Origin of the sequence: Desulfocucumis palustris, assembly GCF_002933875.1 — a bacterium.
GTDB classification, from domain to species: Bacteria; Bacillota; Desulfotomaculia; order Desulfotomaculales; family Desulfocucumaceae; genus Desulfocucumis; species Desulfocucumis palustris.
In genome coordinates this window covers 103,764-116,245 of the sequence record NZ_BFAV01000073.1, presented here as the reverse complement: position 1 = coordinate 116,245, position 12,482 = coordinate 103,764, and the positions used below count along the sequence as shown (strand labels likewise).

12 protein-coding genes are annotated in these 12,482 nt (G+C 47.9%); 7 read left to right on the top strand and 5 right to left on the bottom strand.

Annotation, left to right across the window (positions count from 1 at the left end):
• Positions 1 to 236 precede the first annotated feature (236 nt).
• Positions 237 to 1,094: a helix-turn-helix domain-containing protein gene (locus tag DCCM_RS06225; RefSeq protein WP_104371570.1), complete on the top strand. Its 858-nt coding sequence runs from the start codon at positions 237 to 239 to the stop codon at positions 1,092 to 1,094.
• A gap of 79 nt (positions 1,095 to 1,173) precedes the next feature.
• Positions 1,174 to 2,556 carry a (Fe-S)-binding protein gene (locus DCCM_RS06220; protein ID WP_104371569.1) on the top strand — a complete coding sequence of 461 codons (1,383 nt, stop codon included), beginning with the start codon at positions 1,174 to 1,176 and terminating at the stop codon, positions 2,554 to 2,556.
• Between the two features lie 108 nt (positions 2,557 to 2,664).
• Here the strand turns inward: DCCM_RS06220 and DCCM_RS06215 are convergent, their stop codons facing one another.
• Both DCCM_RS06215 and xth read right to left on the bottom strand, forming a co-directional pair.
• A complete protein-coding gene (locus DCCM_RS06215; protein WP_104371568.1) occupies positions 2,665 to 2,904 on the bottom strand; it encodes a type II toxin-antitoxin system Phd/YefM family antitoxin in 240 nt (79 codons plus the stop codon).
• Between the two features lie 77 nt (positions 2,905 to 2,981).
• Complete coding sequence (gene xth / locus DCCM_RS06210) at positions 2,982 to 3,758, bottom strand: exodeoxyribonuclease III (protein ID WP_104371567.1); 777 nt, start codon at positions 3,756 to 3,758, stop codon at positions 2,982 to 2,984.
• A gap of 196 nt (positions 3,759 to 3,954) precedes the next feature.
• On the opposite strand from xth, the gene DCCM_RS06205 reads away from it, so the two are divergent.
• The 5 genes from DCCM_RS06205 (at position 3,955) to DCCM_RS06185 (ending at position 8,408) form a co-directional block, all read left to right on the top strand.
• The gene (locus DCCM_RS06205) at positions 3,955 to 4,932 is read left to right on the top strand and encodes a chymotrypsin family serine protease (protein WP_104371566.1); all 978 of its coding nucleotides are present in this window, start codon (positions 3,955 to 3,957) and stop codon (positions 4,930 to 4,932) included.
• Positions 4,933 to 5,312: 380 nt separating this feature from the next.
• The gene (gene rsgA / locus DCCM_RS06200) at positions 5,313 to 6,389 is read left to right on the top strand and encodes a ribosome small subunit-dependent GTPase A (RefSeq protein WP_104371565.1); all 1,077 of its coding nucleotides are present in this window, start codon (positions 5,313 to 5,315) and stop codon (positions 6,387 to 6,389) included.
• 135 nt (positions 6,390 to 6,524) lie between these two features.
• The gene (locus tag DCCM_RS06195) at positions 6,525 to 6,794 is read left to right on the top strand and encodes a CD3324 family protein (protein ID WP_092472687.1); all 270 of its coding nucleotides are present in this window, start codon (positions 6,525 to 6,527) and stop codon (positions 6,792 to 6,794) included.
• Positions 6,795 to 6,946: 152 nt separating this feature from the next.
• A complete protein-coding gene (locus DCCM_RS06190; RefSeq protein ID WP_104371564.1) occupies positions 6,947 to 7,666 on the top strand; it encodes an SAM-dependent methyltransferase in 720 nt (239 codons plus the stop codon).
• A gap of 253 nt (positions 7,667 to 7,919) precedes the next feature.
• On the top strand, positions 7,920 to 8,408 hold the full coding sequence (locus tag DCCM_RS06185; RefSeq protein WP_104371563.1) for a DUF4368 domain-containing protein: 489 nt from the start codon (positions 7,920 to 7,922) through the stop codon (positions 8,406 to 8,408).
• 544 nt (positions 8,409 to 8,952) lie between these two features.
• Here the strand turns inward: DCCM_RS06185 and DCCM_RS06175 are convergent.
• From DCCM_RS06175 to DCCM_RS06165, 3 genes are all read right to left on the bottom strand, one after another.
• Positions 8,953 to 9,786 (bottom strand): Fpg/Nei family DNA glycosylase, encoded by an 834-nt coding sequence (locus tag DCCM_RS06175; protein ID WP_104371561.1) that lies wholly within the window; start codon positions 9,784 to 9,786, stop codon positions 8,953 to 8,955.
• A gap of 46 nt (positions 9,787 to 9,832) precedes the next feature.
• Positions 9,833 to 11,053, bottom strand: coding sequence for a MalY/PatB family protein (locus tag DCCM_RS06170; RefSeq protein WP_104371607.1), 1,221 nt, complete (start codon positions 11,051 to 11,053; stop codon positions 9,833 to 9,835).
• Positions 11,054 to 11,555: 502 nt separating this feature from the next.
• Entirely contained in the window at positions 11,556 to 12,443 is an 888-nt protein-coding gene (locus DCCM_RS06165) for an Rpn/YhgA-type helix-turn-helix domain-containing protein (RefSeq protein WP_104371560.1), read from the bottom strand.
• Positions 12,444 to 12,482: the final 39 nt, after the last annotated feature.

Sequence of the window (12,482 nt, the reverse complement as noted above, 5' to 3'; positions counted from 1 at the left end):
TGCTTATTTTGCCGGCGACTCTTTAACGGGCTGCCATTTCAAATTACCGTAAATTTGACTAAACAGTAACCTTAACAACAAGACTTAACCCCGGCAAAAAAGCGCCGGGGTTTATTGTAAATACAATTATTTTTTAACAATGCAGGAATTATCAGCTTTGTTTTGGTAATTAATAGGTATTCTATGAGGTTGTGGAAAAAAGTTAATCCCTGCCTTGTTACCTGGCGAGGGAGTTCATGAATTATATTGAAATAGTCAATGAAACCATCCAATATATCGAGTCCAATTTACACCGGAAGCTGTCCCTGGAGGAACTGGCGTCCCGGCATTATATTTCTCCCACGCACTTCTATCGCATTTTCCGGGCTGTGACCAATAAGACCCTGAAATCATACATTCTGGAGCGAAAGCTTTCCGAAGCAGCCATCGCTTTGAAAAAAGCGGACCGCAATGTGTTGGAAATTGCCCTCCAATATGGTTTTAACTCCCATGAACAGTTCACCCGGGACTTTTTAAAAATGTTTCAGGTTACCCCAAGCCGGTACAAAAAAGAGAATATTCCCGTTTCCTTGATAAAAAGGCTGTACATCATTGAACGGGACTTCAGAAATAAAAACAATGCTATTATTGTGGACCACTACTGCCGGAAAATCAAACAAATAAAACTTTTGGGAAAGGAACTCCTTATTCACCATCCACTGAACCCGGAGGAAATGGAAGAACTGACCGGCAGGGTCTTCGATCTTACGGAGGAGTACATTTACCAGGGCGCCTCCAGGCGATTGTTCAGTATTACCCGCAGTGACGAAAGCAATCCGTCACGCAAATTCAGTTTTTTCGGTATTGCCGCGGAGGAACATTTTGGAGACCGGTCCGGGTTTGTGGAGAGGAGTATTCCCGAATCCAAGTACGCCATATTCAGGTACCCGGGATTCATGGGCTTAATATTTGGCACGGTTTTTAAAGATCTGGATAAATGTCTCAGTGTGTCCGGGCTTAAATTAAACAATAATACCGGTATTGAATACTTTGAATTATTTACCGAGGAATACAAGCAGACCAGAAAATTTTATTTATATGTGCCTGTGCTTTGATTTTATTATGGTAAAAAACCTCAAGATTTTCCTCTCACCCCGGGTTATTTTTAGATAAAACCCGAGGGGGGATTAATGTATGCCTGAATATAAAGGCATGGTGCAGCCTGTCCGGGCTTCCGGCGCCGAGATGAGGAAAATTCACATTGAGCCTGTGCCCGACGGGCAGAAGTGCGAAAAGGCCATCCAGTACCTGGACGAAATGCGCAAAAAGTTTCGTTCATTTGTAATGGCCATGGAATCATGCGTGAAGTGCGGCGCCTGCGCGGAAAACTGCCATACCTACCTGGGTACGGAAGATCCAAGGAATATCCCCACCAACAGGGCGGAATTAATCCGCAAAATTTACAGGCGGTATTTCACCCCGGAGGGAAAATGGTTCGGCAAGCTGGTGGGAGCTGAGGATATCAGCCTGGATGTGCTTGAAGAATGGTATTCCTACTTCTACCAGTGCAGCGAGTGCCGCAGGTGCGCCCGTTCCTGTCCCCTGGGCATCGACACCTGCGAGGTTACCTTTGTGGGACGCCAGATTCTGCACTGGCTGGGCATTACCCCGAGGCTGCACGCCAATACGGGGGCCGCCATGTTAAACGTGGGAAACCACATGAATACCCCCAAACCCGGCCTTATCGACACCCTGGAATTCCTTTCAGAAGATATAATGGACGAATTCGGAGTTGAGGCCAAATTTCCGGTGGATAAGCCGGATTCCGATATTCTCTACATTCCTTCCTCGGCGGACTTCTATTCAAATCCGTACACCCTGATGGGCGCGGCAATGTTCTTCACCTATATCGGGGCTAACTGGACTATTCCCAGCGCGGTGACTGAAGCCGGGAACTTCGGGTTCCTGTTTGACCAGAGGCATACCCAGCGTCATAACGTCATGCGGCTTCTGGACGCGGCCCAGCAACTGGGTGTCAAAAAGATTGTCTGGGGTGAATGCGGACACGGCTGGCGGGCGGCAAAAATGTACATTCCCACCATGGCCGACCGCCCCATGGTGTGGCCAATAACACATATACACGATGAAGTTGCTTATTACATTAAAACCAACCAGCTGAAGCTGGACCCCGCCAGGAACAGCAAGCCGGTCACCCTGCACGACCCCTGCAATTACGCCCGGGCCTGCGACCTGCAAGAAAACCTGCGCACGGTGATGCAGGCCAGTGTGGCGGATTTCAGGGAAATGACCCCTAACCGGGACTGGACTTTTTGCTGCGGCGGAGGTTCAGGCATACTGTTCGACGACCCTGAAATGTACCGGCGCCGCATCCGGCTTTCCGCCAAGAAGGCTGAACTGGTTAGAGCGACCGGCGTGGGCGCCGGCGGGGACGGCATATTGTGCGCTCCCTGCTCCATTTGTAAGGCTCAGCTCAATCCCATGGTGGAAGAGCACGAGCTGGGTGTGGAAGTAAAAGGTTTAATCGATCTGCTGGGTAAAGCCCTGGTTTGGAAATAGGCAATAACAAATAAAAAGGTTCTTGACTTGCCGGCCGGTATTTTCCCGGCAAGTCAAGAACTATTCCCATCTGCTGGAATCTATCCAAGCCACTTTTAAACAGGAGAATCATTCAGCCAGCCTCTTAAATGCATTAAAATTCTTTTCCAATATTTCACCAGCAATTTTGTCGAGCATTTGTTCTTCTGTCTTTTGGCTCTCATAATCTTCAAAATCGATAATAATATATCGAGGTTTATTATTTTTCATTACGATAACTTTTTTCTTTTCATCAACGAGGCGCGCAACCTTAGAAAAATTTTGATTAGCCTCTGAGATACTTACGATGCAATCAGTGCTAACATTCATAAAAATCACCTTCCTGATTTAATCCTTACATATATGTAAAAGCCGCCCTTTTTCACCGGGCGGCTTTAAAGATTATTTTACAGTTCAAATTCAGCGACGATAAAGGTATGGTCGGAAGGCTTGTCTTTTAATCTGGGCTCTTTGTCTATCCACGCCCGGACTGATTTTTCGGCCAGGGGAGGTGTGGCCCAGATATGGTCCACCCTCCAGCCCAGGTTTCTGTTAACCCCGTCCTTAACCCGGTAGTCCCAGAAGGTAAAATTACCTCCCTCCTTCTGGTGCCTGCGGAATACGTCCTCAAATCCCCACTCCTTGACATACTGCAGGGCTTTATGCTCCTCCGGGTGATAGCCCACGTGCCCGTACAGTCTTTTGGGGTTGTGCACGTCCATGGGCTCCGGGGCCACATTGAAATCGCCTGTCCATATAAGATAGTCGGATTGTTTGTGGCGCTGCTGAAAGTAATCCTTAAGCCCGCGTATCCAGTTCAATTTGTAAGTAAACTTGTCACTGTCCGGGGACTGTCCCTGGGGTATGTAGGTATTTACCACCCTCACTCCCAGGATGGTGGCGGCTATCAGCCGGGCCTCCCCGGGCTCCGCCGCCTCCACGCCGTCCTTGCCGACATCCTGCATGGGATGCCTGCTTATAATGGCCACCCCGTTGTAAGATTTCCTCCCGTTGAAAACCGCCTGGTAACCCACCCCGTTAATGGGTTCCAGGGGAAAATCCCTGTCCTCCACCTTGGTTTCCTGCAAACAAAGCACATCCGGCCGTTCCTGCTCAAGCCAGGGCAGTATTATTCCCAGCCTGCTTCTGATGGAGTTGGTATTAAAGCTTGCCACCTTGAACATTTCTTTACCTCTCAAAATTATTTTTATGGTAAAACCTCAATAACCACGGATTGGTAAAATTATTGTCCGTTTTTCACAAAGATAGTTTCTACAAAGGTAATTAATTATCCTGGCCGGACGAACAAAATCATACCCCGGAAATCACCTTAAGGTCAAAACTGCCATATGATGGTTAAAAAGCGCAAGGTGATAAAAAATGAAGGTATTCTTGTCGGCCCTGAAAAAGCACCGGTTCCAGCTACTGGACCTTCCGGGGGTAATATCGGTTGGTGTGGGGTTTAAGCACACCAACCGGTTCAACACCGGCAGGATGTCCCTGGTGGTGGGGGTGGAAAAAAAAGTTCCCCGGGTCATGCTCGCCAGGAGCCAGGCTATACCGGGGTTTTTGGACAGCCTCCCCACCGACGTGGTGGAGATCGGCAGGGTAGTTTTCCAGGGGTTCTCGATTCCTGGTATAAACAGCCCCCCCTCCGGCGGAAATAACGCCGAGCTTCGCAAATCAAAGCTCCGCCCGGCACCTCCGGGGGTAAGCATAGGCCATTATAAAACCTCCGCGGGGACCCTGGGCGCGGTGGTCAGGGGGCGCTTTCCAGGCGGCGTGGCCATATTGAGCAACAACCACATTCTGGCCAACGGAACCGACGGCCGGGACGGCCTGGCCTCCGTGGGAGATCCGATACTGCAGCCCGGACCCTACGACGGAGGCACGGACAGGGATATAATCGCCCGGCTGGCGTCCTATAGCCCGTATAAGTGGATCAGCACCCAGGAATACAAACAAGGGAAAAAACCCGAGCCCAATTTGATGGACGCCGCGCTGGCCATACCCATGGAGCCCGGCCTGGTGGACGGCAAAATTATGGGACTTGGCCCTGTAAACGGAACCACGGAGCCTTTCCCCGGCATGCCGGTTTTTAAAAGCGGCAGGTCCACCGGCATAACCTCCTCCCAGATAACCGCGATCCACAATACCCTGCACATTGAGGATGACAAGAGATCCTACCTTTTTGAGGACCAGATCGCCACCGGCTCAATGAGCGACAACGGGGACAGCGGATCGCTGATACTGGCTGCGGACGGCAGGGCAGTGGGCCTTCTTTTTGCCGGCTCCGACAGGATAACCTACGCCAGTCCAATCAGCAGGGTACTTGGCGCATTCAACGCAAAGCTGTAGAATAAAACAGGATACCCGGTATAATCCGGGTATCCTGAAAAATTTTTTCAAAATAATTTGGCCTGTCAATAAAGCGCCGGCTTAAGGCGGCATGTGATAATGATAGGGATTTGACAATTTTGCGAAATGATGTTACTTTATTATATAATTATTAGAAAGAGGTGTATTAATGTCGGTCGTCCGATAAGGTAATTATTTGTATCACAGAGGCAGGATTTTGACCTGCTTATTTTGTGTGCCCAAATGCCTTACGGAATGACGGAGAAGTGTTTGTTTAACACCTTCTTTTGTTTGTTTTGCAGCGCAGTGGGTAACTGCGCTTTTTTTATTGTCGCAAGGCTATTTGGTACGCATATACTTTGCGAAAGGATTTGAAACCATTGAATATCAATTTGAAAAACTACGGACTAAACGAACGCTTTGAACAGGAGGCAACCTTATATAATGGCCTGTTTATCGCCAGAGTTACCGAGCAACACCGCGACCTATATAAAGTAGTTAGTGAATACGGAGAAATAGATGCAAGTGTTTCGGGTAAATTTGCCTACCACGCAAACGACCAAACCAACTTCCCCGCCGTTGGGGATTGGGTGATGATTGACCGATTGGACGGAAGCACCGGCAATGCAATCATTCATCATATCCTGCGCCGCAAAAGCGTTTTAGCGCGGCAATCTGCCGGTACGGAAAATGCTGGACAGGTGATTGCGGCCAATATTGACACTATCTTCATTTGTATGTCGCTCAATGCGGATTTTAATATCCGGCGAATTGAACGATATTTAACAATCGCATGGGATAGTATGGCGACCCCGGTTATCGTTCTGACAAAATCCGATTTGTGTATTGATTTACCGCAGAAGCTTAACGATATTGCTTCGGTGAGCATGGGAGCGGAGGTCATTACCTGTTCTTCTGAAAACGGGAATGGATTTGACGGGATTAACGCTTATATCGGGCAAGGAAAGACGATTGCGTTTGTCGGTTCATCAGGAGTTGGCAAGTCCACACTTATTAACCGCCTTATGGGGCAGGATCTGCTTGCAACGAGAGCGATACGGGAAGATGATGCCAAGGGCAGACATACCACAACCCACCGCCAACTATTGCTATTGCCAAATGGCGGCATTGTCATAGATACGCCCGGTATGCGGGAGTTGCAGATTTATACGGGCAACCTGTCAAAAACCTTTGAAGATATTGAAGAAATTGCCGCCCGGTGCAAATTTGGCGACTGTTCTCACGGAGCAGAGCCGGGCTGCGCCATTAGAGAAGCAATCGAAAATGGAACACTGTCCGAAAAACGCTTTGAGAGCTATCAAAAATTGCAACGGGAAGTATCATACGCCGGATTAAATGCCCGCCAGCTTGAAAACGAGAAACTCAATAGAATGTTTGGCGGCAAGGGTGAAATGAAACAATTAAAGAAGCATATTAAAGACAAGAACAATAGATAAATACGAAAGGAGCGTTGTCTTATCCCTAAAGGTGCATTGGAGTCGGTATTGTGCGTAGCAAGGGCTATCGCATAATTCAAATATGAGGATAGTCCTTGCGTAATCCTATTTTTTGATTATTATAGGAGGCGCACAATGGGCTATAAAAATGCAATCTGTGTATTGCCAGACGATTTGATTATGGCAATACAACAACATATTGACGGCGAATATCTTTATATTCCTCGTAAAGAAGAAAACAAAAAAGGCTGGGGCGAATTAAGTAATAGTAGACAATTGCTTGACGAACGTAATGCAACCATTTTTACGGAATACCAACGTGGTACACCTGTCCCGCAACTGGCAAATAAGTTCTATTTGTCGCCCAAGACTGTATATAAGATATTATCCGAAATGAAGAAATGATAAATATACCTTAAAGGCGGCATGGCAGATTTGTCATGTCGCCTTTTTGCTTCTGTATCGTTCAGTAGGGAGCTTTTATAAAAGGAACGGGGTATAATTTAACTATGCAAAAGCAATAAAGCAAATAAAAGATAAGATAAGGAGCAATTACAATGGAGTATCCAATAAGCCAAAAGTACAATACCCCCGAATTACTGGCTACGGCCATGGGGCCTAACCCATTCAAATTGCAGGAAGAAATGCTGCTAAATCATAAAATCCCTGCCGGAAGTATCGTCTGCGACCTCGGAAGTGGGCAAGGGCATACAAGTGTTATGCTCGTAAAAGATTATGGCTTCAAGGTTTACGCCGCCGATTTGTGGAGTGAGCCGCAGGAAAACCGTAGTTTTTTTTATAAAATGGGATTAACACCTGAACAGATTACACCCGTTAAGGCTGACGCCACCGCCTTGCCCTTTGAAAAAGAATTTTTCGATGCGGTGGTCAGCACAGATTCCTATAACTTTTGGGGACGTGACCCAAAATACTTGGACGAAAAACTACTGCCCTTTGTCAAACACGGTGGATATATTTACTGCTGCGTACCCGGCCTGAAAAAAGATTGCCATGATAACCTGCCGAAAGAATTGCTTCTTTCGTGGACACCGGAGCAGCTTGCCTATCTGCGTGATATTGCTTATTGGACGGAAATAGTGAATAGCAGCCATGATGCAGAGGTAATTTCCATATACGAGATGGAAAGCAACGAGAACGTTTGGGTGGATTGGCTGAACCAAGAAGAAAATGAGATTGCGGTTCATTGCCGCAAAACAATGGACGCAGGCGGCGGGAAATATCTGAATTTTATTGCTTTCGTGCTACGGAAAAAATAATAGCGCCGGACGCTACCGCCTATGCAAAAGAGAGATAAAGCAGTGCAAAGAACCCTAAAAATAGCTTCCACCCCAAAATGCCGCCAGACAACGGAAATAAAAAAAACCGTTGTCATGGTGGCTGAATAGTTGTGCAAAAAAACAATTATAAAATAGACGGCGGTTTTGAAAGCAAAAATCAAAACCGCCGTGTTTCTTAAAAAGGGAGCTTCGGAAAAACAAGCGCAGACCGACCAAAACAGGCAGAACGAGCATGTTCTCGGGTCTGCTCCACTGCGCAGACTGCGGGGCAAAGCTTTACTACTGCACCGCCAAAGGCTTCGAGGAACGGCAGAACCATTTTGTCTGCTCCAACTACAAAAGCAACACAGGAACCTGCTCCGTCCACTTCATTCGAGAAGTTGTGCTGTATGCTTTGATGCTGGAGCATGTGCGGGGCGTCATCCGGTATGTGCGGCAGTTCGAAAAGGTCTTCGTCCGACAGGTGAGTCTGAAGTCCGCGGAGGAACGGAAGGCCGAGGATACAGGACAATTCCTTGCGACGGTCAGGAAATACACGGACATACAGGAGCTTATGCCGACGATTCTCAACGAGTTTATCTCGAAGATTATCATCCACGCGCCCGACAAGAGCAGCGGGAAGCGGAAGCAAAAGGTGGAAATCGTCTACAACGGCGTGGGCATCCTGAACATCCCCGAACTAACCGATGAAATGTTACGCAGAAACAGAGAAACGGCGTAGCCTTCCGGCCACACCGTTCCCTGTTAACAATACTTCCTTATTGACGCCCGCCGTAAGGCGTCAGACTTTATTTAAATATGCAATCCCTGTTGCAGGGATCCAGCCGCATACATACCCATCTGTTTTTCAGTACAGGTTCCTCAGCCGGAGGGTCCTTTGCCGGCCTGGCGCCCGGCCACGGAAACGGGCCGTAACCGCACCTGGGACAGTGCAGGGAATCTGCCGCCCCATATTCCCAGGGCCACGGGCCGAATACCGGCCTGGCCGGAGGCCGTTTATAACCGGGGCCAAAAGGAGCTTTTCCCTTATCCGGTCCCTGGACCCGGCCACCAGGGGATCCAAATCCGTATCCCATGAACAATCACTCCAATCCCATTTTTTTAAAATAGCGGTTCATTTACCTTAATATATTGGTTATAACACCAAACTGTGACAAAAAAAGGTATACGGCCCGCCTTCCCAGCCATGAAAGCCGAAATTGGCAAAGCCGTGCCGCCATATAACGCCGGGTAAGTTAAAATTAGCTATTCTCTAAAACCACTGTTCAATAATCCACCGGGTCCTCCGTCCCCTGACAGTTTGGACATATATATGAGGCCGTGCCGCCGGTTTTTATCTTCTCAACGGTTGCGCCGCATTCAGGGCATGGCTGCCCTTCCCTGTAGCCCACAAGGAAATCCTTGAATCCGCCCGGCCGGTCGTAAAGATCTTTTTCATAGGCCAGCCCTCCCAGTTTGACCGCCTCCCCCAGGGTTTCCATAATGCTGCTGTAAAGTAAAGATTTATCTTCATCCGTAAGAGTCTGCAACTTCCTGCCGGGATGCATCCTGGCCCTGAACAGTATGTCCTGAACATACACGTTTCCTATACCCGCGATATAGCCCTGGTTTAGCAGGAAGTTTTTTACAGAGCCCTTCCTGCCTTTAAGCAGGCCCAGGAAATGTTCCAAGCTGAAACCGGCTTCCCTTATAGGTGTAAGGCCAAGCTTCGCGGTCATCTTATGGCTTCCTAAATCCTTTTCGCTCACGGCATGCGCATATCCAAACCACCAGAATCCGACGGTTAGAATCCGCCCGTCATGAAAGTCAATCCTCAACTGATATTTGTCCGGCAGAGCCTGTCCATTTTCATGCAGTATTACGTTTCCTCCCATACCCAGGCTTAAAAAAAGCCGGTAATCAGGTTCAAGCTTTATGACTATCCACTTTCCCCTGGACGTGGCATTTTCGATACGTTTGTTGGACAGTATTTTAATGAAACTTTCAGCGGGCATGTTAAGGCACTTTTCCTGCAGCACCTGGACGCCTTTAATTGTTTTACCCGCAAGCTCGTTGTTCATTTGCTCGGATAGACGGTATATCTCCGGTAACTCAGGCATCCCGCAACCCTCCCCGTTAAATTACATTTATATATTACCAGCAAAGTTAAGGATTTAAGGGTATGTTAGTCACTTTTATTGCCGCAACAGCCTGTTCCAATCTCTCCAGCGCTGCTCGCAGCACAATACGGGGGCAGGCCAGGTTAAACCTCTGAAACCCCTCGCCACCGGGTCCGAAGGCGTAACCGTCGTCCAATGCCAAACGGGCCTTGCAGCGGATAAAATTCTGCAGTTCCAGGGCATTCATGTCCAGTTTTCGCATATCTACCCATACCAGATAAGTCCCTTCCGGCTTAATCACTTTAAGACCGGAAATATTGCTTTCTATATAACCGGTAAAAAATTTTATATTATCCTTTAAGTATACCAGCAACTGCCGAAGGTATTCGTCACCGTGGCGAAAGGCGGCTTCAAGGGCGGCAAAGCCAAATAAATTGCCGCTGTTATGGCCGGCCCTGGATTTTATAAATTCACCGCGCCAATAATCATTGGGGATAACGGCAAAAGAAGTGGCCAGGCCGGCCAGATTAAATGTTTTACTGGCGGACAAAAAGGTGATGGTCTGCTGTTCAAGCTCCGGGGATATCGTCGCGGTAACCGTATGCTGAACATCGCCAACCAGCAGTTCACTGTGAATTTCATCAGATATGAGCATACAGTTGTTTTTGAGGCAAATTTCTCCCAAAGCGGCCAACTCTTCCTTCGACCATACTCTGCCCACAGGATTATGCGGACTGCATAAAATAAGCATCTTAATCCGGGGGACCCGTGCCGGAAAGGTAGTGACAGTTTTAAAAAGCTCTTCCAGGTTATCCAGGTCCATGGCATATCGCTGGCCGTCAAAGGCCAAAGGGTTGTATAAAATCTGGCAGCCATTGTCTTTAACTGCATTAAAAAACGGATAATATACCGGCGGCTGTACCACCACCTCGTCTCCGGGATTGGTAAAAGCCCCGACTGCCGAGTATAACCCGTTAACCACCCCGGCCGTAAATACGATCCACTCCTTTTTTATTTTCCAGCCGTAAACTCTGTCCAGCCTTTCAACTATCACATCGTATAATGACTCCGGAGGAAAAGAGTATCCGTAAACAGGGTATTCAGCCCGCTCTTTAACAGCTTTAACCACCAATTCCGGGCAGGGAAAATCCATATCCGCCACCCACATATTAATTAAATCATCACTACCGAATAACTTATTACTCTTGTCCCATTTCATGCTATTGGTATTCTTTCTGTCAGTTACTGCATCAAAGTTGTATAACACTTTCAACAACCAGCATCCTTTCGACAATAAAATATTGAACTCTATTTATAATTCAATATTATAACGCGCGTCCCGGGAGCGGGCAAGAATCCCCACTTTCCCCACCGGCCGTGAAAAAAAGCGGCCGGTTCCAGGAGGTCGGGCGGCTGGCCGGCACCGGATTTAGCCTGCCCGGTCCGCCCAACCGGGAAATGGAGAGCCTTTCCATGTAGAGCTTGCTTTATTTCATCTGACGCCCTGTGATCCCGGTAATGTTTTAATTTGTTTAAAACAAAAAACCAGGAAAACGCCCTTGCTTCTGCAGTGCGGCACCTTCATGGTTTGCTTATCTCAAAAAATAAACTCACAAAAGCCCTCCGTTTTTCGGAGAGTATGAGCCTTCATGGTTATTAGTTTAACTATTTACCTGATCAGGTTCCCGGTAACTATTCAGGAACAGGCAAAAAGAAGCCGGCAGCAAGCGGTGAAAAATGGGAACAAAGATATATGTTCCTTGGCGACTTTAGTTCAACTGGTCCTTCAGCTTCTTAATGTCTTCGGCATGCAGGCCGGTTATTTCAATAATTACATCTTCCGCCAACCCTTTCTTCAAGGCGGCCCGGGCGGTTTCCAGCGCTTTTTTGGTTTCGCCTTCTTTGATACCTTCTCTTATGCCTTCAGCACGGCCTTTCTCATGCCAACTGGTGGTTATCTGCATAATTTGGTCAACCTCCTTGCGATCCAGTTTTCCCAGTTCTAGATTATATTGTTCTTCTTCCTCATGGTTTAATTTCAGGTAGGTCTCGAAAAAGCCCGCCAGCAATTCCATCCGGGCCGGGTCCAGCTGCATCCGGATCAGCATGCGCATGAATTCCAGCTTTACTTTTATTCTTTCTTCCGGCTCATAGCCCATTTTGCTTAACAGGGCGGCGGCCACCGGGCTGTCGCTGCGGATATATTCCCGCCAGTGCAGTTTCTTTAGTTCCAGTTTGTAAAACCGGAAATTCAAAACTGCCAGAAAGGGGAACCCCAGCCCGAAACTGTCCGGCTCATCCCGTACCCGGTCATAGCTGAATACCGCCACGGGCAGTATCCGGCGCCGGTATTTTTCATACAGCCGGCTGAAGTAGATAAACATCCGCTGGTTGAATTTCTTCTGCTCGTATGCCTGGGGCTCAACATGGACCAGGATCAGGCCGGACTCATTTTTTAGACGGGTCTCCGCCAATATGTCCACTGCGCGTTTTTCCCCGGCTGTTATGTCGGTGAATATCTCCTGCTGGAGAAATTTGATTTGCTTCAGGTCAATGGATTGGGCGGCTTCCGGAAAGAATAGTACCATGAATTCGGCAAAAAATGTCTCCAGCAGTTCTTTAAACAGGCGGTCATGGTCGATCCTGTCGTTTTCCATGTCGGAAGTACTCCTAAGCTAATTCCTATTTTTTAGTAT

Bases quoted from the DNA above. Each gene is read 5' to 3' on its own strand.
- DCCM_RS06175 (WP_104371561.1), bottom strand. From the start codon at position 9,786: ATGCCTGAGTTACCGGAGATATACCGTCTATCCGAGCAAATGAACAAC.
- DCCM_RS06220 (WP_104371569.1), top strand. From the start codon at position 1,174: ATGCCTGAATATAAAGGCATGGTGCAGCCTGTCCGGGCTTCCGGCGCC.
- DCCM_RS06165 (WP_104371560.1), bottom strand. From the start codon at position 12,443: ATGGAAAACGACAGGATCGACCATGACCGCCTGTTTAAAGAACTGCTG.
- DCCM_RS06190 (WP_104371564.1), top strand. From the start codon at position 6,947: ATGGAGTATCCAATAAGCCAAAAGTACAATACCCCCGAATTACTGGCT.
- DCCM_RS06195 (WP_092472687.1), top strand. From the start codon at position 6,525: ATGGGCTATAAAAATGCAATCTGTGTATTGCCAGACGATTTGATTATG.
- DCCM_RS06225 (WP_104371570.1), top strand. From the start codon at position 237: ATGAATTATATTGAAATAGTCAATGAAACCATCCAATATATCGAGTCC.
- DCCM_RS06205 (WP_104371566.1), top strand. From the start codon at position 3,955: ATGAAGGTATTCTTGTCGGCCCTGAAAAAGCACCGGTTCCAGCTACTG.
- DCCM_RS06215 (WP_104371568.1), bottom strand. From the start codon at position 2,904: ATGAATGTTAGCACTGATTGCATCGTAAGTATCTCAGAGGCTAATCAA.
- xth (WP_104371567.1), bottom strand. From the start codon at position 3,758: ATGTTCAAGGTGGCAAGCTTTAATACCAACTCCATCAGAAGCAGGCTG.
- DCCM_RS06185 (WP_104371563.1), top strand. From the start codon at position 7,920: ATGTTCTCGGGTCTGCTCCACTGCGCAGACTGCGGGGCAAAGCTTTAC.